We start from the raw sequence: 21202 nt of genomic DNA, 5'->3' as shown, positions 1-21202 counted from the left end.
AATGTGTCTTTCTTAATTAACCGTCAGGCTGTCAGAGAGCGATTTAGCCGCATCGCTCGCTTGCTTGCGGGACGTGGCGCCTGCCAGCCAACCCTGCATCGCGGTTTTGGCGGCATCGGGCAGGGCCTCGATCTCGGCCAGCGCCGTGTCTAGGTCTGCCAATTTTAGCGCGGCCTCAACACGGGACAAAATCGCATCGGGGTCAGACCCATCGCGAGGGGTGACCGACCGCACGCTTAGCTGCCGTTTCAGGAAATTCCCGATCCCGGCGACTTCAGTTTCTGGCACCTCGGCACGCGCGGCGGTCAATCCGGCACGCGCGGCTTCGGGAAAGTCTTCCCGCAACGCAGACATGCTGGGCACGCCCTTCGCAGCGGCAACACGCAAGATCTCGGGCACCTCAATCGGCGCGACCTCTTCGAGCGCGCCCAATGCGGGTTCAAATGTTTCGCCGCTTTCGACCGCCGTGATCACACGGGTCAGCGCCGCGCGGGCCAAAATGCGCGCAGCCTCGGCGCTGGCGCGGGCGTCTTCATCGGCCAAACGCGCTTCAAGATCGGCAATTGATGTTTCCAGCGCGGCCAGTTCACCGCTGTTGTCTGTGGGCGCTGCGGGGGCAGGGGCCTGCGGGCGTTGTTCGATCTCGGTGACACGTGCCGTCACATCATCAAGCGCCGTTTCAACCGCGCCAAATTCGGCGGACATATCCACAGGATCAACGCTTTCTAGTTGCCCGATCCGCGCCGCCAACGCTGCGATATCTTCTGTCACCGGGGCTAAATCTACCGGGGCCGGGGCCTCGGCGCGGGGCAAATACGCATCCAACATATCGCCGCGCCCTGCAATAAACCCCAAGGCCGCCGCAACAACGCCGCCAAACACGGCGGGCCAAAAACTATGCGTCCGCTCGGGCGGCACGGCGGCCAGCGCGCTGTGGTCATTGTCGGGTGTCGCCTCAACCGTTTCGGCTGTCACGTCTGTGGATGTCTGATCTTCGACATCTGCCGCGTCGAGAATTTCGGTATCACCATCGTTGTGGTCTGTGACATCAGGTGCGGCGTCTTCCACGGGGGTATCCGCATCGTCTTGTGTCGCCTCGGCGGCCTCTTGTACGACAGGGTCCGCATCGGAGAAATCCGCCTCTACCGCGTCATCTGATGGTTCTGGTGTTATGTGATCCAACGACACATCGTCAGCATTTTCCAGCGGTTCACCCGATGTTGGTTTCTTTGCTTTAGCCACGACGTCACCCTTTTCGAATCTTCCCCAACCGCACGTCAAAGGACCTTACTCGGGAGGGTCGTTCCTCTCAACCCAAGCTGATGCGGGCCACAGTTTTTTCAAGGCTGCATATCATCTCTGCCGCCGTTGGGCGCGATGAAATATCCAGCGTTTTCAACTTAAAATGCGCCAATGGCTCGGCCACTGCCTCACTTAACGCAACCACATGCGGTCGCGCAGTCTTTGGGCACTCTTGCACAAATTGAACCGCCGTTCGCGGGGAAAAAAGCGGCACAACGACCGGATCAGATCCACCAAGCACCTCAATCGCCTGATCTGTCAGCGGCAGGCGGGTCTGATCATAGGTAGTGATCCGCGTCGCCGAAATACCCTGCGCGTTCAACGTTTCCGCGATTTCGCCACGGGTATGTCGGCCCGCAAGATGCCAAATATGCGACCGGATCGGGTAGGCCGTCAGAAAAACAACCAACGCTTCGGCTGTTTCCCCTGCAAAAATTGCATGCCACCCGGCGTTATGGGCGGTTTTCGTCGTGGCATGCCCAACACAAAACGCGCGCCGATCGCGACCGGCAGGCGCATGCCTGACACCATTCGCAGAGCTAAATATCACGGACTCGTCCGGCCCCACCGCATAATCCGCCCGAACAGAGACCACGTTGATCAGCGGGCTTTCGACGATATCCAACCGTGCCTGCATATCTTCAGACAGCTGGTCGATGAATTGCGTGTTCGCCCGTGCCGGACGCGTCATGATCAATGAAATGCGGGGCGTGCGCATAAGGTCCTCGGCATTGTTAGTGGCCCACAGGGGTGTTACCTGCGGATAAAGCCGCTTGCAACGGGGTCACGCGTGGTAGGATCACTCACAATTCTAGGTTTGGAAAGCAGTTGCGATGATACCGCAGCTGCCGTGTTGCGCCGGGATGACACGGGGCGCACGCGCATCCTGTCGTCGGTGGTAAAAGGGCAAACCTCGCTGCACGCTGATTTTGGCGGTGTTGTCCCAGAAATCGCGGCGCGGGCACATGCGGAATTGCTGGATCATTGCGTCGAAGAGGCGCTTGCACAAGCCGGGTGCGCGGTGCCTGATATTGACGCGTTTGCCGTAACCGCCGGACCAGGGTTGATTGGCGGCGTGGTGTCTGGAGTGATGTGCGCCAAAGGGCTGGCCGCCGCGACGGGGCGCCCGCTATACGGCATAAACCATCTGGCGGGGCATGCGCTGACCCCACGGCTTACGGATGATATCGCCTATCCCTACCTGATGTTGCTGGTGTCGGGCGGGCATTGCCAGTTTTTGATTGTTAAAGACCCCGAGACATTTCAGCGGCTGGGCGGCACCATTGACGATGCCCCCGGCGAGGCCTTTGACAAGGTCGCGCGGCTGGTGGGTCTGCCGCAACCGGGTGGCCCAGCCGTCGAACGCGCCGCGGGCCAAGGCTGTGCAAAACGGTTCGCGTTGCCGCGGCCTTTGTTAGATCGGCCCAATTGCGAACTGTCGTTTTCTGGCTTGAAAACAGCCGTTCTGCGCGCACGCGATGCGGTGATTTCTGAACACGACGGCCTGCCAGACGGGCTGCGTCGCGACCTGTGTGCCGGGTTTCAGACCGCTGTTGTCGACGTATTGGCCGAAAAAACGCGCCGCGCGTTGACCCAATACCTACAGTTGAACCCCGCACAACCAACTGTCTGCGTCGCCGGGGGCGTTGCCGCAAATACCGCCATTCGGGCCGCTCTTGAAACCGTCGCAAGCGACCACAACTGTGCATTCGTTGCACCGCCCTTGGCCCTTTGCACAGACAATGCCGCGATGATCGCGTTTGCCGGGCTCGAACAAATGGCGCTGCGTGCACCCGATGATTTCACCCTGTCCGCGCGCCCCCGCTGGCCGTTGGACCGGTCCAGCCAACCCATGCTTGGCAGCGGGAAAAAAGGCGCAAAGGCATAGCCGCTCGGCATCGCACCTGCGCGTCAACGGTTGCGAGAACCGCGAAAAAACGGTTGGATGGCGCAAAGGTGGTGCACAATATGCCACCGCATAGTTTGAAGGAAGATAGATGCTTGTTGCTTTGATCGCGCACGACAAACCTGGCGCCTTGGCGATCCGCCAAGAAAACCGCCCCGCGCATGTGGATTACCTGAAATCAAGCGGCCCGGTGCAACAAGCCGGGCCATTGCTGGACGCCGCCGGGGAAATGGCCGGGTCGCTGATTATTCTGGATGTGGACGACATGGCCCAAGCCGAAGCCTGGGTTGCAGCCGACCCATACGGCAAAGCGGGCCTGTTCGCATCTGTCGATCTGATCCCGTGGAACCGGGTGATTGGATGACGGCGTATTGGCTGTTCAAATCTGAAACCACCACCTGGAGCTGGGACCAACAGGTCGCCAAAGGCGATGAGGGCGAAGAATGGGATGGTGTGCGCAACTATCAGGCGCGGAATTTCATGCGGCAAATGGCAGTGGGCGACCGGGGGTTCTTTTATCATTCGCAAAAGGAACGCGCGATTGTTGGTATTGTCGAGGTCATCGCCCCGGCGCACCCCGACAGCAGCACCCAAGATGCCCGGTGGGAATGTGTCGATATTCGCGCCGTCATGCCCATGAAAACGCCCATTACGCTGGATGAAGTCAAACAAGACCCGCGATTGTCCGATATGGCGTTGGTGCGCAGTGCCCGGCTTTCCGTGCAGCCCGTTACGCCCGAAGAATGGCGTATCATTTGCGATATGTCGGGGACGCCATACTAATTTGATCTTGAATTGGTCGGCATATTGGCCGCCCAAAGGGCCTATGAGGTGACTTGAACGTAGGCGGCGCACTGTATCCAGCACAGTTTAGGTGACTTTGTAACGCAAGGGTGCAAAAAATTAGAAGGGTCCTGACGCGTCGCCAGAACCCTTCTTCACCCCACGCACTCCCACACGTGTTTGAAATCTGGTCCTGGCTATTCTAGCCGGATGTCTATGTGTACGCCGACAAACGAAAAAATGCAATTTTTCAATGAGTCAAATGTCTTATAAAAACGAAACGCCCCCTTAATATAAGGAGGCGCCCCGCAATCAGTCGTATTTTAAATTAGCTGTAAACGGCTTCTTTAGCAAAATGTTTGGTCAGCATATAATAGACGACAGCGCGGTATTTGTTGCGCTCGGATTTGCCGTAGGTCTCGACCACGGAGCTGATCGCTTTATCAAGCTCAGGACCATCGGCCAGCCCCAACTTCTTGATAAGAAAGTTGTTTTTCACGGTCTCAAGTTCGCTGGGTTGGCTCGACGCGACGGTCGCTGCATCCGCGTCATAAATGGACGGGCCACACCCGATTGTGACCTTGGTCAGCAGGTCCATGTCTGGCGACACCCCGCATTTGGTCTTTAAATCATCCGCATATTGCGCGATCAAATCATCCCGTTTGCCCATAAATAGTCTCCCAGTTGGCAATACCGGCCGGCGTCTCCGACCGTCCCAAGCGAGACTAGTCAGATACCTCTTGTCACAAAAGGTATTTTTGCGCGTGTTATTCCCCGTTGCAAAGAGCCGCCTACCGACACAAGCCGCTGCCCGTATTTTGCAGGTGGAAATGATCTGCGTGCAGGCGGTTAAAATCAGGCCCCAATGTGAGGCGAAACCAGTCGCACGCCGTATCACGGACCTGCCGCAGAAACGCGGCCTTGGGGCCACCCGCCGTCCAATGTTTTGACAGAGAAACCTCCGTGCCATCGGCAAGGACAAAACCACTGATATCGATGGCATCGGCGGTGGCATGTGTGCTCATCCGGTTGTTCGACCCGCCTAGCGTGCGGATCTGCCGACATGAATAGCTGGAATAATGCCTGACTTCGGCGACATCTAGACTTAGGTGCGTATTGGCGGCCGGGATCACACCGTGGGTCACCCACATCGCCATCCGTAGCGCCGTTTGGCAGCGCGTCTCGAACGGAGCGACCTGCGCAGCCCCAACCATGGACAGGCGAACCTGATTTGCAATGCCACATTGCGGGTTATCCACACGGTCGGGCAGGGGTTGGGCTGTGGCGCCCGTTTGCAGCGCATCCAGACAGGTCTGCGGTTCTGACAATGCCCGCTGCAATTTCCAGCGTGTCAAAGGGGTCACTGGATCTGCAACCGACAGGGGCATGACCGGGTTCCAGCCCGACGGCAGCGGCGTATCTGGCGCCGTCATCAACCGGTAGGACATGAACAACAGCGCACATAAAACAACAAACGCCGCCCGGCCAAAAACGGGGCGACGTTTGCGTCGGTCTAGAGCGGGCTCCGGATCGTCAGGCACAGATCAATAACGGTAGTGCTCTGGCTTGAACGGACCTTCGGGGGCCACGCCGATATAGGCGGCTTGTTCTGCATCCAGCTTGCTCAGCTTTACGCCGATACGGTCAAGGTGCAGGCGCGCAACTTTTTCGTCCAGGTGTTTGGGCAGAATGTAGACGTCGTTCTTGTAGTCGTCGCCTTTGGTCCACAGTTCGATCTGCGCCAAAACCTGGTTGGTAAAGGACGCGGACATCACAAAGGACGGGTGGCCCGTCGCATTGCCAAGGTTCAGCAAACGCCCTTCGGACAGCAAGATCAGACGGCTACCAGACGGCATTTCGATCATATCGACCTGCTCTTTGATGCTGGTCCACTTGTGGTTTTTCAACGCGGCAACCTGGATCTCATTGTCAAAGTGGCCAATGTTACCAACGATCGCCATGTCTTTCATTTCGCGCATATGCTCGATGCGAATGACGTCTTTGTTGCCGGTGGTGGTGATGAAAATATCAGCCGTGCCGACCACATCTTCGAGCAACACAACCTCAAATCCGTCCATCGCGGCCTGCAGCGCGCAGATCGGATCAACCTCGGTGACCTTCACGCGGGCACCCGCACCACGCAGCGATGCCGCAGACCCTTTGCCCACGTCACCGTACCCCATGACGACGGCCACCTTGCCGGCCATCATCGTATCGGTCGCGCGGCGGATCCCATCAACCAATGATTCCTTGCAGCCGTATTTGTTGTCGAATTTCGACTTGGTCACAGAATCGTTCACGTTGATCGCGGGGAAGGGCAGTTGCCCCTGTTTGACCAGATCATAAAGACGGTGCACGCCCGTTGTTGTTTCTTCGGAAACACCGACGATCTGATCGCGCATTTTGGTGAACCAGCCGGGCGTTGCCGCCATGCGTTTTTTGATCTGCTCTTTGATCACGGCCTCTTCTTCGGACGTGGGCACGGCAATCACGTCTTCACCGGCTTCGGCGCGGGCACCCAACAGGATGTAAAGCGTGGCGTCGCCGCCATCGTCCAAAATCAGGTTTGGACCCTCTTCGAAGGCGAAGGATTTATCAAGGTAATCCCAGTGTTCTTCCAACGACTGGCCCTTGATCGCGAACACCGGCGTGCCGCCTGCGGCAATCGCAGCAGCTGCGTGGTCTTGCGTTGAGAAAATGTTGCAGGACGCCCAGCGCACATCAGCGCCCAACACCACCAGTGTTTCGATCAAAACGGCGGTTTGGATCGTCATGTGCAACGACCCAACGATCCGCGCACCCTTGAGAGGTTTGCTTTCGCCGTATTCGTCACGCAACGCCATCAAGCCCGGCATTTCGGTTTCTGCGATATTCAGCTCTTTGCGGCCATAGTCCGCCAGAGCGATGTCTTTTACGATATAATCTGTGGCCATCGTGATTTCCTCTTCAACCGTGGGGTTGTTGGTTCAACTGTTGGTTTGACGGTGGGCATAACACTCCACCATAGCGCCAGCAATCCCTATGGCTTGTATGGAAAACACCGCGTTAACAGAACAAGGCCTAAAACCCCGTCATCGTCCTGCAAATCTGTAGCCACTATTCGGACACAGCACGGTTTTTTCACCGGCCACCTTGCTCATTGCGCAGGATCGCTCCAAAACAAGACGATGACCAAAGATCCAAAATCCCCCCGCGCGTGGCAACGGATGCTGTCAGGACGGCGGCTTGATCTGCTCGATCCGACGCCGTTCGACATTGAAATCGAAGATATCGCGCATGGGCTGGCGTTTGTTGCGCGCTGGAATGGGCAAACCCACGGCGATCACGCGTATTCTGTGGCTGAACACTCTATACTGGTAGAAACGTTGTTTGGGCGTATCGCGCCAAATGCCCCCGCGAAATGGCGCCTCGCAGCGTTGTTGCATGACGCGCCAGAATACGTAATTGGGGATATGATATCGCCGGTCAAATCAGCCGTCGGCCCAGAGTACGAAGCGTTGGATGCGCGGTTAATGACGGCAGTTCATATACGGTTTGGTCTGCCCGCCGCGCTGCCTGCGCAGGTCAAACGGCAGATCAAACGCGCGGATAAGATCAGCGCGTGGATGGAAGCCACCCAGATCGCCGGGTTTTCAGAAGCCGAAGCCAACAAGTTTTTCGGCAAACCAGATCTGAAATTCACCGAAAACCTGCACATCATGTTGCGGCCCCCCGTAGAAACCCGCCACGCCTTTACCGCGCGGCATTCTGCGCTTTTGGAAGACATGACATGATCAATGTGCGGCCCGCGATGGCGCTCGATTGCGGGTCTATGGCGGATCTGTTGAACGAAATCATCAAGATCGGCGGCACCACGGCGCTGACCCGGCGCGTCACGGGGCAGGATCTGAAAACGCGAATGGATGCGGCCTCGGCCGGGTCGGCGTGGCATGTGGCGGTTGACGACCAAGAGGCCGTTGTCGGGTTTCAGTGGATCGCGCCAAACGCAGACCTACCGGATGGCGCTGTGGATATTGCCACGTTTGTCCGCGTGGGCCGCACTGGGCTTGGGATCGGGTCCTCGTTATTCGACGCGACGGCAAGCGCCGCAAAAGAGCTGGGCTATCACTGGATCAACGCAACAATTCGCGCGGATAACGAAGGCGGGCTGACCTACTATCAAAGCAGAGGCTTCCGCGACTGGCGTTTTGAAGAAGACGTCGCGCTCGCCAGTGGTCAGCGTGTCGATAAGATTAGCAAACGATACGATATCTGACCGCCAGCGGTTCAAACGCCCCCCCAATGTCGCGACAGCTATCTGGGGGATCGTTTCGCCAAAATACGCTGCAATGTGCGGCGATGCATGTTCAAACGGCGCGCCGTTTCACTGACATTCCGGTCGCACAGCTCAAACACCCGTTGAATGTGTTCCCAACGCACGCGATCCGCGCTCATCGGGTTTTCGGGCGGCGGCGGCAAATCATCACCGCTGGTCAGCAGCGCGTTCACGATATCGGCAGCATCCGCAGGTTTTGACAAATAATCGGTGGCGCCAATCTTGACCGCAGCAACCGCCGTTGCAATTGCACCATATCCTGTCAGCACCACAACACGCACATCGGGCCGCCGTTCGCGCAACACCTCGACCACATCGAGGCCATTGCCATCGCCCAAGCGCAAATCGACCACAGCAAAAGCAGGCGGGCGGGCCGTGGCGATCGCCGTGCCAGCCGCAACACTGTCGGCTGTTTCGACCGCAAAACCGCGTTTTTCCATAGCCTTCGCAAGGCGGCGCAGAAAGGGTTCGTCGTCGTCCAGCAAAAGCAGGGTATTGTCGTCTTCGGGGTTCAGTTCTGCGACATCTTTCATCGAATGACTTCCTTACAGGTCGGTCCTTTCGGTACCAATATGTGGCGGCGCACCCCGATCGTCAAACCCAAGGGCAAAATATCCGCCCGTTCAGGTGTTTTCTACGAAACAGGCAACCGTGTCTGCCACGTCTTGCGCGGTCGCTTCGCGGCGAAAGAATTCGACAAACCCTTTTTCAGGGAGAACGAGATAGCTAAAGGTGGAATGATCCACGAGGTAATATTCATCCTCTGCCTCATGCGCTTTATAAAACGTCCGATACGCAGCGCTGGCCGCTTTGACTTGTTCGGGAGATCCCGTCAGGCCGATCATACGTTCGTGTAGGTTTTCAGCGAAATCGCCCACGACTTCTGGCGTGTCACGTTGGGGGTCGATGGATATGAACACAGGCGTCACTGACATGTTTTGGTCGGCCAATATGTCGATCGCCTCGGCGTTGCGGGCGGTATCAATCGGACACACATCCGGGCAGAAGGTATACCCGAAATAGATCAACGTAGGCTCAGTGATCACGTCTTGGTCGGTCACTGTCACTCCGTCACCATTGACCAATTCAAACGGGCCGCCAATGGTTGCCTCGCCGCCTGCGACCTGACTGCCACTGCATTGCGCGAATTCGTCACCACCCCCATGCAACGCAAACCAAATGCCCCCTGTAAGGCCCAGAACTGTGGCGGCGGCAGTGGGAACAATATAGCGCATGGGTTTCGCTTCTCCTGATTTGAGGTAGATTGACCTCGTCCTAACAGATCGCAGTCCTACCGTCCTGCGACATCTATGCAACTCAATAAGTGGTGAAACCAATGACCGACAGCACCGTGAGACCGCTCAGCGGCCACACCCGCGCCAATTGGATCAGGTTGCGCACGATGATCTTGCTGCGGTGGTTCGCCATCGGTGGCCAGTTGACGGCCATCACAGTGGCGCAACATTGGTACGGGCTGCAGTTGGAATTGGGGCTGTGCTATCTGGTCATCGGCGCATCGGTCATTGCCAACCTTGTCGCGATCTTTGTGTTTCCCGAAAACAAGCGCCTCGGCGAGGTCGAAAACACGTTGATGGTTCTGTTTGACCTGCTTCAGCTGAGTTTTCTGTTGTTTCTGACCGGTGGGTTGCACAACCCGTTTGCCCTGCTTTTGTTGGGGCCGGTCACCATATCGGCGGCGGTTTTAACCTTGCGGTCCACCGTTTTGCTGGGCAGCACCGCCATCGTTATTGTCACGATCTTGTCGCAATTTCACCTGCCCCTGCGCTCCGCATCCGGGTTTATCTTGGAATTTCCGCCGCTGTTCGTTTTTGGCAATTGGATTGCGCTGATCATCGCGATTGTCTTTATTAGTGCCTATTCTGTGCGGGTCACATCAGAAATACACTCTATGTCAGATGCGTTGGCCGCGACCCAAATGGCCCTCGCGCGCGAGCAAAAGTTAACAGATCTCGGTGGTGTTGTTGCTGCGGCTGCCCATGAACTGGGGACCCCACTTGCGACGATAAAGCTGGCCAGTGGTGAGATGATCGAAGAACTGTCTGATCGGCCAGAATTAAAAGAGGATGCAGTTCTTATCAATGAACAGGCTGACCGCTGCCGCGACATTCTGCGTGACATGGGCCGGGCCGGAAAAGACGACCTGCACCTGCGGCAAGCCCCGTTGATGACGGTGATTGAGGAAGCCGCCGATCCACATCTGGATCGCGGCAAATCGATTGAATTCCAGCACCTTGCCGACCCCCAACAGCAACCAACGATCTTGCGAAAGCCCGAAATCATCCACGGCCTGCGCAACCTCATCCAAAACGCCGTAGATTTCGCAAAAACAAGCGTTTGGATCGAAGTCGGCTGGACCGAAACAGAAATTACATTGCGCATTATGGACGATGGTCGCGGGTTTCCGACCCATATGTTGGGCCGCATTGGGGATCCGTTCATGAGCAACCGCGCCAACAACGCGACGCGGCGCCTTAGGCCGGGGTACGAAGGCATGGGTTTGGGGCTGTTTATCGCCAAGACGCTGCTGGAACGGTCAGGTGCCGAATTGCGATTTGCCAATGGCCATGATCCGGCAGAAACGGTGAACCCGACGCAAACCCATCTGGGTGCGATTGTACAAGTGACCTGGGAACGCGCGCTTATTGGCGTAGAAACAAGCACATCGCGGCTACCGTTGGGCGAAAATCAGAAAATCATCGCATAAGATGCCCGTGCGTTAACGCGGCGTTAACCAGCCTTACCCGATATTAGGTTTGTTTTCCGTTCACACAAGGATAGTTCGGCATATGCCTTTCTGGGACATCGCGGCAGTCATGGCTGCAGCCGGTCTAAGCACCGGCGCGGCGCTGTTTTGGATAGCACGGTCAGATCAAGGCGCGTCACCACTGCCCCCCAGCAAGGCCAACGACATCCGTGCCGACGGCATTTCGTTTCTCTTTGAAAATGAAAACCTGCACCATGCCTCTGATACCGCACAGCAGCTTTACCGGCTGATCCCTGGCCAAGATGATTGGGCCGATTGGCGCGAACGCATGATCAACCGGTTTCCCAGTGTGCCAGAACACCCTTTGGTCAACCAGCCGGGCGACCTTATGATACAAGCGCGGCATGCTGAAGATACCGCAACCCTTACGCTGACCAATCGCGGTAAGTTCACCCAGATCCACATGGCTGATGACCGGATGATCAACGCCGCACAGTCCCAGAAACTTAGGGCGCTTCACCGTGAATTGGCAGACTTGCGGCGTGCCAGCGATACGACCCCGCATGCTGTATGGCAGATCGATTCTGCGGGCAAAGTCACATGGCACAATGCCGCCTATGAAGATCTGTACAACCGTCTGCACAACAGCGCGCCACAACCCACAAAACCGGTGTTTGAGGTCGCCAGTACGCTGAACGAAAAAACTGGGCGGCAACGGATATCGACCAAATCCACGATTGATGGCAAAAAAGATTGGTATGATGTGAATGCCGTCACCGTCGGTGACATTACCATATTTCATGCGGTCGACATCAACGCCGTTGTCAAATCAGAGGTCGCCCAGCGCAATTTTGTCCAGACGCTGGCGAAAACCTTTGCGCAGCTTTCCATCGGGTTGGCGATATTTGACCGAAACGGCCAGCTTGCGCTGTTTAACCCCGCCTTGATTGACCTGACGGATCTGCCCGCAGATTTCCTGAGCGGGCGGCCAACGTTGCTATCGTTTTTCGACCGGATGCGCGAAAACCGCCGCATGCCCGAGCCAAAGAACTATCATTCCTGGCGTCAGGAGATATCGGAGGTCATCGCAGCGGCCACCGACGGACGGTATCAGGAAACATGGACGTTAGAGACCGGCCAAACCTACCGTGTGCGCGGACGTCCACACCCCGACGGCGCCATTGCTTTTTTGATCGAAGACATCAGCGCCGAGGTCTCACTGACGCGGAATTTCCGTGCCGAATTGGAACTTGGGCAATCCCTGATGGATACCTTCGATGAGGCGCTTGTCGTCTTTTCATCAACCGGTGTTTTGACGTTCTGTAATCTTGCCTACCGGGAACTGTGGGGGCTGGACCCCGATAATTCCTTTGCCGATGTCACAATCGCCGATTCCGTTCAGGAATGGAAAAATCAGTGCAAACCCGGCGCGCGGTGGGCCGCATTGACCGACTTTGTGCGCGGCTATGGCGAACATAGTAGCTGGGATATGCCCGCAACATTGAACGGTGACGTGGCTTTGGCATGCACCGTTTCGCGAATTGCGTCAGGCGCGACCGTCATCCGGTTCATGCACGAAGACATCATCGACCTGCCCGCCAAAGAGATCACGTCGGTAAAGCGCCCCGCCTAACAGCCAAAACACCCTTGCAGCCGCCCCCCGGCCCGGTAAGCATGGGGCATGACGGCAAATCGCATATCTCTTACACTCGACAGCAGTGACGCCACCGCACAGGTAGCCGCAACCCTTGGCCCCAATCTGACGCCGGGGGATACCGTTTTGCTGACCGGTGATGTTGGCGCAGGCAAAACCCATTTTGCACGGCACCTCATCCAATCAATCTTGGTTTCCCCCGAAGACGTTCCATCGCCCACCTTTACGTTGGTGCAAACCTACGACACCACGTTGGGTGCTCTGTGGCACACAGACCTTTACCGCATCACAACCGATACAGAGCTCGACGAACTGGGGTTGCCAGACGCGTTTGAAACCGCGATTTGCTTAATCGAATGGCCGGACAGACTGGACGTATTAACACCACAGGATGCGCTTGCGCTGACGTTGAGCCAAGGCCCATCCGACGATAGCCGCCATCTGACAGCCACATGGACCCATGAAAAATGGGCCCGCAAGACGCAGGGTTTCACACAATGACATCACGCGCTGACGCAATGCATCGTTTTATTCAGGGTGCGGGTTGGGGCGCTGCGACCCGCGCATCGCTGGCGGGGGATGCGTCTAACCGGCGGTATGATCGGCTGAACCAACCAGACGGGCGGCACGCCGTATTGATGGACGCCCCACCCCAAAAAGGTGAGGATGTCCGGCCCTTTGTTCAGATCGCAGATTACCTATGCAACATTGGGCTGAGCGCACCGCAAATTCTCGCACGAGATGAAGAAAACGGGTTTTTGTTGCTCGAAGATCTGGGTGACAGCCTGTTCGCCCGTGTACTGAACACCCAACCAGATCTAGAAAACAGGCTCTATACAGGGGCTGTTGATGTTTTGCTGCACCTTAATCAAGCGCCCCCGCCATCGTTGCCCGAATACGATTCCGCCACGATGGGGCCGCTTTCGGCGCTGGCGTTTGAGTGGTACCTTGACGCGCTGAGCGGCCCGAACCCCACGGCAAAGGCCACGTTCCTATCCGCGTTCACAGATCTTCTTGCACCGCTTGATCCACACGCCAAGGTTCTGATCCAACGGGATTATCATGCGGAAAACCTATTGTGGTTGCCCGAACGACAGGGCGCCGCGCAGGTTGGTTTGCTAGATTTCCAAGATGCGGTGTTGGGGCACCCCGCCTATGATCTTGTGTCGGTGATGCAGGACGCCCGCCGCGATCTGGCGCCGGATACCGCGCCAAACATGATCAGGTATTTTCTGGATCAATCCGGCCACAGCGCCGAGACATTTGATACGGCCTACGCGCTGCTGGGTGCACAACGAAACTTGCGGATCCTTGGGGTGTTTGCCCGCCTTTGCATACGTGATGGCAAGGCGCATTATGTGGACCTGATCCCGCGGGTTTGGGGGCACATCCAAAGTAATCTCAGCCACCCCGCATTGGCGCCAATTGCCACGTTGGTCACGGACACGCTGCCGCCACCTACCGCCGAAAACCTGGACATATTGAGATCGAAATGCGCGACATACCCGAAACCGTAATGCTGTTCGCGGCTGGGTTTGGGTCGCGTATGCGGCCGTTAACGCATGACCGACCAAAACCGATGGTCACGGTGGCGGGTCGCCCGCTGATCGATCACGCCCTTGATCAAACCCGTCAGATTGCGCCGCAAAATATTGTGGCGAACTTGCACTACTTGCCTGAAACGCTCGACCAGCATCTGGCTGGCCGCGACGTGCGCACGATCTTGGAAACCCCTGATATTTTGGACACCGGCGGCGGGTTGCGCAACGCATTGCCCATGCTGGGGGCCGGGCCGGTTTTTACCCTGAACACGGATGCCGTCTGGAAGGGGCCAAGCCCATTGGATATCTTGCGCGACGCCTGGCGGCCCGATGATATGGACGCGCTGTTGATATGCATTCCGCTGGATCAAACCCATGCCTACGCCGGGCATGGGGATTTCGAGATTGGCCCTAATGGGCATCTGGTTCGCAACGGCGGGCTGGTGTACGGTGGTGCGCAAATCATAAAGACTGACCGTCTGGTAGACATCCAAGAAAAGGCGTTCTCGTTGAACCGGCTGTGGGATCTTCTGCTCGCCGATGACCGGATCTTTGGTGTGCAGTATCCGGGGCAATGGTGCGATGTCGGCCATCCCGGTGGGATCCCCATCGCCGAAGCGCTTTTGGCAGATCCGGATGTTTGAAATCGGCTCTAAACCGAATGTATTTGGCGTTGCACCGGGGGTAGATTTTCCCAAAGCGCTCGTTGATGGGCTTGTATCGCGCATGGCCGACCAGCCCCCAGAAGCGCTGGCGCGGGTGCAATTGCTGGTCAACACGCGGCGCATGCAACGACGGTTGCGGGCTCTTTTTGACCAACACCCCGCGATGCTTTTGCCGCAAATCGGGCTCATCACAGATCTTGAGCCGCTTGATCCCGCGATCCTCGTGCCACAGGCCATTTCCCCCCTGCGACGGCGCTTGGATCTTATCACTTTGGTGTCGCGGCTGATCGATCAACAAAAAGACCTCGCTCCAAAATCTTCTCTTTATGATCTGACGGACAGTTTGGCCGGATTGATCGACGAAATGCAGGGCGAAGGGGTCAGTGCCGGCACAATTGCGGCGCTGGATGTCACCGACCAATCCGGCCACTGGCAGCGTGCGCTGGGGTTCATTCAGATCGCGCAAGGCTACCTTGATCAAAGCGACACCGCCCCAGATCAAGAAGCCAGACAGCGTATGTTAGTGACTGAATTGGCGCGAAAATGGGACATAAACCCACCCGAACATCCCGTTATTCTCGCAGGATCTACCGGGTCGCGCGGCACAACAATGTTGTTGATGAAGGCCGTGGCGCAGTTGCCACAAGGCGCGCTTGTCTTACCCGGCTTTGATTTTGACATGCCGACCCATGTTTGGGCCAGATTGGGCGATGCACTGCTATCGGAAGATCATCCGCAGTATCGGTTTCAAAAACTCATGTCAGAGATTGACGTGGCTTCGGGTGATATCGCGCCTTGGCATACCAAATCGGCGCCGTCACCGGCGCGCAATGCGCTGGTTTCGTTGTCGTTGCGTCCTGCCCCGGTGACCGACGCATGGTTGACCGAAGGCGCTAAACTGCAAGACATCGATCAGGCCACCGCAAATATCACCATGTTGGACGCGCCCAGCCCCCGGCACGAGGCGCTGGCGATCGCCTTGCGCCTGCGACAAGCCGCCGAAACAGGTGAAACTGCGGCGTTGATTACGCCCGACCGGGTGTTGACCCGGCAGGTCACAGCCGCGTTGGATCAATGGGATTTGCTGCCTGATGATTCCGCCGGAACGCCCTTGCATTTGTCGCCCCCCGGCCGATTTTTGCGCCATGTTGCACAGCTTTTTGCCCGCCGTCTGGACGCCGAAACCCTTCTGACCCTGCTCAAACACCCGTTGACCCATAGCGGGGCTGCGCGCGGGCCGCACGTATTGAACACCCAACGTCTGGAACTCCGGATTCGCAAACGGGGGCTGCCGTATCCTGATGCCGACGGTTTGACAGGTTTGCTTCAGGGCGCTGTTTCCAATGAAAAAGATCAGGCCGACGTGTTGAAATGGGCGGACTGGGTCGGCACGTTGTTCACGCAAAACCTCACGACAAAACCGCGCCCTCTTAAGGATTGGGTCAGTGCGCACACCACCCTCGCCGAGGATATCTCCGCAGGTCCGGCCTGCGATGACCCCGGTGAGTTGTGGCAGAAAAAAGCGGGTCAAAAGGCGCTGCAGGTCATGCAATCCCTTGCGGAACAGGCGCCGTTTGGCACTGATATGAGCGCGGCTGACTACGGCGATCTGGTCGGCGCGCTTTTATCTAACGAAGAGGTGCGCGACCGCGATGCCCCGCACCCCGACATCATGATTTGGGGCACCCTCGAAGCACGGGTGCAAGGCGCCGACTTGGTGATCTTGGCGGGTCTGAACGATGGCACATGGCCTGAAGCGCCAACCCCAGACCCGTGGTTGAACCGCGCGCTGCGCCATCAGGCGGGACTTTTGCTGCCCGAACGGCGCATTGGATTGTCGGCGCATGATTATCAACAAGCCATCGGTGCGGATGAGGTTTGGCTGACCCGTTCTATCCGGTCGGATGACGCCGAAACCGTGGTATCGCGGTGGCTAAACCGGTTGCGCAATTTGCTGGATGGGTTGCGCGATCAAGGCGGCGCAGAAGCGTTGCGCGGGATGTTGGCGCGGGGGGATCAATGGATCGCCCGCGTGACCGAATTTGAGCAGGTCGTGGATGTGCCGGGTGCAAAACGCCCCTCTCCGATGCCGCCACGCGCCGCGCGACCGCATGTTTTGTCGGTGACAGAAATCAAACGGCTGATCCGCGATCCTTACGCTGTTTACGCCAAACACGTGTTGAAACTGGCGCGGCTTGGCCCGTTGGTGCAAAGCCCAGATGCGCTAATGCGTGGGACGGTCGCGCACACGATCTTGGAACGGTTCGTCAAGGATACACTCAAAGACCCCGCATTGTTAACGACGGCGCATATGATGGATATCGCCCGCAACGTCATGCAATCCGAGGTTCCGTGGCCCGCCGCGCGATCCCTGTGGCTGGCGCGGCTGGACAAAATTGCCAATTGGTTTGTCGCACGAGAAGCCCAACGCCAGTCCACAGCAACGCCCGTGGTGTTCGAAGATCAAGCCAAGGGCAAGTTGGTCTGGCCTGACATTGGCGTCACACTAAACGCGCGCGCCGACCGCATTGACCAATCGTCGGACGGCCGGGTGCAGATCTACGACTACAAAACCGGCAAGCCCCCAACGCCACGTCAACAAGCGACGTTTGACAAACAACTGTTGATCGAGGCGGCGATGGTCGAACAGGGTGCGTTTGAAACCCTCGGCGTCGCGCAAGTGGCGCTTGCGGTGTTTATCGGTTTGGGCGCTGATCCTGTTGAGGTCGGTGCGCCGCTTGATACCGAACCCCCCGCCGAGGTTTTGGCGAACCTGCGCGAACTGATCGAGGCGTATTTGCAACCGGATCAAGGGTTCACGTCACGCCGCATGATGATGGAGGACAAAATCGCAGGCGACTACGATCAATTGGCACGATTTGGGGAATGGGACGCCACCGACGATGCCGCCCCCGAGGATTTGTCATGACCCAACGAGATGACGCGACCCGCGCGCAAGTCATGGCCGCGCGGCCTGAAACATCCACATGGTTGGCTGCAAATGCTGGGTCTGGCAAGACGCGGGTGCTCACCGACAGAGTCGCGCGGCTGTTGTTGAACGGGGTAGAACCGCAACATATCCTGTGTTTGACCTACACCAAGGCCGCCGCGTCAGAAATGCAAAACCGGTTGTTTCGACGGCTTGGCGCGTGGGCGATGCTGCCCGAAGCGGCGTTGCAGATGTCACTGCGCGAACTGGGGATCGAGGGCGATATCGACAGCACCCGTTTGCGTGACGCCCGAACCCTGTTTGCCCGCGCGATTGAAACCCCCGGTGGGCTGAAAATTCAGACGATTCATTCGTTTTGTGCGGCTCTATTAAGGCGGTTTCCTCTTGAAGCCCGTGTCAGCCCCCAATTCACCGAAATCGAAGATCGCGCCGCAGATCTGTTGCGCGCCGAGATCGTGGACCAAATGGCAGAAGGCCCGGATGTTGCGCTAATCGACGCCATCGCACGGCATTACACTGGCGATGATTTCAGCAAACTGACCCGCGCCCTTGTCCAGCACCGCGAACGGTTTGCGCAACCCACCACGCGGGCGGATATCTTGGCGCTGTTTGATCAGCCGTCCAACTTGTCGGAAACGTCGATTACACAAGCCGTGTTTGACGGTGACGAGGATGACCTGATCACCGCTATCCTGCCAGCTATGCGGGCCAAGGGCGGAAATGACGCAAAAGCGGCGGATAAGCTGGCGTCTTTGGGTGCGATGGGTTTCAATCAATTGCCCAAGTTAGAGACTATTTTTCTAACCGGACCAACGGCAAAATCACCCTTTACCGCAAAACTGGGCAGCTTTCCCACCAAAGCCACGCAAAAGGTGATCGACGCCTATATGCCTGCGCTCACCGCATTTATGCAGCGCATCGAAGACGCACGCGATGCCCGTCTGGCGCTGAATGCAACCACGCGCAGCGCCGCATTGCATGGTTTTGCCGCTCGGTTTATCGCGCTGTACGAAGACCAAAAGATGCTGCGCGGGTGGCTCGATTTTGACGACCTGATCTTTAAGGCGCGCGATCTGCTGACGGATCCTGCGGTCGCGGCTTGGGTGTTGTTCCGGATTGACGGCGGGATCGACCATATTTTGGTGGACGAAGCTCAAGACACCAGCCCCACGCAATGGGATGTGATCCGCAAACTGGCCGATGAATTTTCCAGCGGCGAAGGCGCACGCAAAGACGTGGCGCGCACCTTGTTTGTTGTGGGCGATAAAAAACAGTCGATCTATTCATTTCAGGGGGCAGACCCCCGTGAATTTGACCGAATGCAAGCCGAATTCAAGGCCAAGTTAGAAGCCGCAGACCAGCAATTTCAGAGCCTAACATTAGCATATTCGTTCCGGTCGTCCCGCGCCGTACTGGATGCGGTTGATGCGGCCTTTGCCGCCCAACCCGATGCGGGCTTCGGTGATGGCACCCAACATTTCGCGTTCAAATCGATGTTGCCGGGGCGCGTCGATTTGTGGCCCGTGATCGAAACACAAACCACCCCGGATGACCGCAAGTGGTACGAACCCCTCGACAGGCGGGACGCCCGGCGCCACACGGTGATCTTGGCAGAACAGATCGCCGCGCAAATCAAACAGATGGTCAACACCCGCGTCACGGTACCGGTAGACGCAGATGGGGGGCATGCGAAACGTCCCGTGCGACCCGGTGATTTTCTCATCTTGGTGCAGCGCCGGTCAGATCTGTTTGCCGAAATCATCCGCGCCTGCAAAACCCACGAGCTACCCATTGCCGGCGCCGATCGGCTCAAGGTTGGGGGTGAATTGGCCGTGCGCGACCTTGCCGCGTTGTTGTCGTTTTTGGCTGTCGCCGAAGACAGCCTATCGTTAGCCACGGCGTTGCGATCCCCGTTGTTTGGGTGGACCGAAAAACAGCTGTTTGATCTGGCGCATGGTCGTACAGAAGACCATCTGTGGCAAACACTGCGCCGCCAACCCGATACCTATGCCGAAACACTGGCCATCTTGAATGATCTGCGGGCCAATGTGGATTTTCTGCGCCCCTACGACCTGATCGAACGTATTTTGACCCGCCATGGTGGGCGCAAACGGCTGCTGGCGCGGTTGGGCCGCGAGGCCGAAGACGGGGTCAATGCGCTGCTGTCGCAAGCCCTGGCCTATGAACGCAACGCGATCCCCAGCCTGACGGGCTTTTTGGTGTGGATGGAAACAGACGACCTAGAAGTAAAGCGCCAGATCGACAGTGCGTCTGACCAGATCCGGGTGATGACGATCCATGGTGCCAAAGGTCTGGAGGCGCCTATCGTGATCTTGCCAGATATGGGTCGGCGCGACATCCAGATCAAAGACGACATCATTGTTATCGACGACCGACCTTTGTGGAAAACGAACACTGCCGACATGCCGCAAGCGATGACGCAACGCATCGATGACATGAAGGCAGCACAGCTCGAAGAACGCATGCGGCTGCTATATGTGGCTCTAACACGGGCCGAAAAGTGGTTGATTGTCGCCGCAGGGGGCGAGTTATCAAAACGCAATGACAGCCTGTACCAGATCGTCGAAACCGCGATGGACGGGCTGGAAACCCAGCATATCGAATTTCAGGGGCTCGAAATCAGGCGCCATGCGCATCAAGATTGGGACGACCTGCCAGACGTCGACATCGTTGCGCACACCCCGCCGCGCGTCACGTTGGACCCGATGTTTTCGCGCAAGGCGCCTGCCCGCACCGACCCTGTTGAAACTATTTCGCCATCGGATCTGGGTGGGGCAAAGGCGCTGCCCGGTGATACCGGCCGCGACGAAGACGCCGCCAAAGCATATGGCACATTGGTGCATCGGTATCTTGAGGTCTTAAGTGCAACGGCCCCTGCCGATTGGACAACCGTTGCGACGACACTGCGCGCCGCCGATCCAGATACGGCAGACCATGCCGAGGCCTGCGCTGAGGCCATGGGTGTTTTGAAAAACCCCGATCTTGAACTGTTGTTTGCCGATGGAACGCTGTCTGAGGTTCCGATTTCTGCGCCATGGGGGAAGGGCCGTCTAAACGGTGTGGTGGATCGGTTGATCGTAATGCCGGACCGGATCTTAGTGGTCGATTTCAAAACAAACCGCCACGTGCCGACCACACCAGACACATGCCCAGACGGGCTGCTGCGGCAGATGGGGGCCTACGCCCATGCCTTGGCGCAGATTTACCCGCACCACCGCATTGAGACCGCGATATTGTGGACCCGCACGCAAGACCTGATGATCTTGCCGCACGAAATCGTGACGGCAATGTTAGAAAGCGTGCTGCATCTTGACGCGGGACCAACCGGTTCATAGGTTCG

Annotated in this window: 19 protein-coding genes; 12 read left to right on the top strand and 7 right to left on the bottom strand. The window is 57.6% G+C overall.

Annotation, left to right across the window (positions count from 1 at the left end; all coding sequences use genetic code 11):
• Nucleotides 1-12 precede the first annotated feature (12 nt).
• Together ABJH13_RS17515 and ABJH13_RS17510 are read right to left on the bottom strand one after the other, a co-directional pair.
• Nucleotides 13-1242 carry a hypothetical protein gene (locus ABJH13_RS17515; RefSeq protein WP_348407502.1) on the bottom strand — a complete coding sequence of 410 codons (1230 nt, stop codon included), beginning with the start codon at nt 1240-1242 and terminating at the stop codon, nt 13-15.
• 67 nt (nt 1243-1309) lie between these two features.
• Entirely contained in the window at nt 1310-2020 is a 711-nt protein-coding gene (locus ABJH13_RS17510; RefSeq protein WP_348407501.1) for a uroporphyrinogen-III synthase, read from the bottom strand.
• Nucleotides 2021-2092: 72 nt separating this feature from the next.
• On the opposite strand from ABJH13_RS17510, the gene tsaD reads away from it, so the two are divergent.
• The 3 genes from tsaD (at nt 2093) to ABJH13_RS17495 (ending at nt 3991) form a co-directional block, all read left to right on the top strand.
• Nucleotides 2093-3190 carry a tRNA (adenosine(37)-N6)-threonylcarbamoyltransferase complex transferase subunit TsaD gene (tsaD, locus tag ABJH13_RS17505; protein WP_348407500.1) on the top strand — a complete coding sequence of 366 codons (1098 nt, stop codon included), beginning with the start codon at nt 2093-2095 and terminating at the stop codon, nt 3188-3190.
• Nucleotides 3191-3299: 109 nt separating this feature from the next.
• Nucleotides 3300-3572, top strand: a complete 273-nt coding sequence (locus ABJH13_RS17500; protein ID WP_348407499.1) for a YciI family protein — start codon at nt 3300-3302, stop codon at nt 3570-3572.
• Complete coding sequence (locus tag ABJH13_RS17495; protein ID WP_348407498.1) at nt 3569-3991, top strand: EVE domain-containing protein; 423 nt, start codon at nt 3569-3571, stop codon at nt 3989-3991. The genes ABJH13_RS17500 and ABJH13_RS17495 overlap by 4 nt, the downstream gene beginning before the upstream one ends.
• A gap of 328 nt (nt 3992-4319) precedes the next feature.
• Here the strand turns inward: ABJH13_RS17495 and ABJH13_RS17490 are convergent, their stop codons facing one another.
• The 3 genes from ABJH13_RS17490 to ahcY all read right to left on the bottom strand — a co-directional run bounded on the left by ABJH13_RS17490 (nt 4320) and on the right by ahcY (nt 6924).
• Nucleotides 4320-4661, bottom strand: a complete 342-nt coding sequence (locus ABJH13_RS17490; protein ID WP_348407497.1) for a DUF2853 family protein — start codon at nt 4659-4661, stop codon at nt 4320-4322.
• A 121-nt stretch (nt 4662-4782) separates the two neighbouring features.
• The gene (locus ABJH13_RS17485; protein WP_348407496.1) at nt 4783-5532 is read right to left on the bottom strand and encodes an extensin family protein; all 750 of its coding nucleotides are present in this window, start codon (nt 5530-5532) and stop codon (nt 4783-4785) included.
• 3 nt (nt 5533-5535) lie between these two features.
• Nucleotides 5536-6924, bottom strand: coding sequence for an adenosylhomocysteinase (gene ahcY / locus ABJH13_RS17480; RefSeq protein WP_348407495.1), 1389 nt, complete (start codon nt 6922-6924; stop codon nt 5536-5538).
• 234 nt (nt 6925-7158) lie between these two features.
• Here ahcY and ABJH13_RS17475 point away from each other — a divergent pair, with 234 nt between their 5' ends.
• Both ABJH13_RS17475 and ABJH13_RS17470 read left to right on the top strand, forming a co-directional pair.
• Nucleotides 7159-7764 (top strand): HD family hydrolase, encoded by a 606-nt coding sequence (locus tag ABJH13_RS17475; RefSeq protein WP_348407494.1) that lies wholly within the window; start codon nt 7159-7161, stop codon nt 7762-7764.
• On the top strand, nt 7761-8246 hold the full coding sequence (locus ABJH13_RS17470) for a GNAT family N-acetyltransferase (RefSeq protein ID WP_348407493.1): 486 nt from the start codon (nt 7761-7763) through the stop codon (nt 8244-8246). The genes ABJH13_RS17475 and ABJH13_RS17470 overlap by 4 nt, the downstream gene beginning before the upstream one ends.
• 38 nt (nt 8247-8284) lie before the next feature.
• Here ABJH13_RS17470 and ABJH13_RS17465 read toward each other — a convergent pair whose 3' ends face one another.
• Together ABJH13_RS17465 and ABJH13_RS17460 are read right to left on the bottom strand one after the other, a co-directional pair.
• Nucleotides 8285-8839 carry an ActR/PrrA/RegA family redox response regulator transcription factor gene (locus ABJH13_RS17465; RefSeq protein ID WP_348407492.1) on the bottom strand — a complete coding sequence of 185 codons (555 nt, stop codon included), beginning with the start codon at nt 8837-8839 and terminating at the stop codon, nt 8285-8287.
• Nucleotides 8840-8929: 90 nt separating this feature from the next.
• Nucleotides 8930-9541 (bottom strand): SCO family protein, encoded by a 612-nt coding sequence (locus tag ABJH13_RS17460; RefSeq protein WP_348407491.1) that lies wholly within the window; start codon nt 9539-9541, stop codon nt 8930-8932.
• A 101-nt stretch (nt 9542-9642) separates the two neighbouring features.
• Between ABJH13_RS17460 and ABJH13_RS17455 the strand changes: the two genes are divergently transcribed.
• From ABJH13_RS17455 to addA, 7 genes are all read left to right on the top strand, one after another.
• On the top strand, nt 9643-11031 hold the full coding sequence (locus ABJH13_RS17455; protein ID WP_348407490.1) for an ActS/PrrB/RegB family redox-sensitive histidine kinase: 1389 nt from the start codon (nt 9643-9645) through the stop codon (nt 11029-11031).
• A gap of 82 nt (nt 11032-11113) precedes the next feature.
• Nucleotides 11114-12664, top strand: coding sequence for a PAS-domain containing protein (locus ABJH13_RS17450; protein WP_348407489.1), 1551 nt, complete (start codon nt 11114-11116; stop codon nt 12662-12664).
• A 48-nt stretch (nt 12665-12712) separates the two neighbouring features.
• Nucleotides 12713-13186, top strand: a complete 474-nt coding sequence (tsaE, locus tag ABJH13_RS17445; RefSeq protein ID WP_348407488.1) for a tRNA (adenosine(37)-N6)-threonylcarbamoyltransferase complex ATPase subunit type 1 TsaE — start codon at nt 12713-12715, stop codon at nt 13184-13186.
• A complete protein-coding gene (locus ABJH13_RS17440) occupies nt 13183-14202 on the top strand; it encodes a phosphotransferase (RefSeq protein WP_348407487.1) in 1020 nt (339 codons plus the stop codon). Before tsaE ends, ABJH13_RS17440 begins: the two co-directional genes overlap by 4 nt.
• Nucleotides 14178-14870, top strand: coding sequence for a nucleotidyltransferase family protein (locus tag ABJH13_RS17435; RefSeq protein ID WP_348407486.1), 693 nt, complete (start codon nt 14178-14180; stop codon nt 14868-14870). The genes ABJH13_RS17440 and ABJH13_RS17435 overlap by 25 nt, the downstream gene beginning before the upstream one ends.
• Nucleotides 14863-17820: a double-strand break repair protein AddB gene (gene addB / locus ABJH13_RS17430; RefSeq protein ID WP_348407485.1), complete on the top strand. Its 2958-nt coding sequence runs from the start codon at nt 14863-14865 to the stop codon at nt 17818-17820. The genes ABJH13_RS17435 and addB overlap by 8 nt, the downstream gene beginning before the upstream one ends.
• Nucleotides 17817-21197, top strand: coding sequence for a double-strand break repair helicase AddA (addA, locus tag ABJH13_RS17425; RefSeq protein ID WP_348407484.1), 3381 nt, complete (start codon nt 17817-17819; stop codon nt 21195-21197). Before addB ends, addA begins: the two co-directional genes overlap by 4 nt.
• Nucleotides 21198-21202: the final 5 nt, after the last annotated feature.

Source organism: Roseobacter sp., from assembly GCF_039970775.1.
Classification (GTDB): domain Bacteria; phylum Pseudomonadota; class Alphaproteobacteria; order Rhodobacterales; family Rhodobacteraceae; genus Roseobacter.
This window is presented reverse-complemented; position numbering and strand designations above follow the sequence as displayed.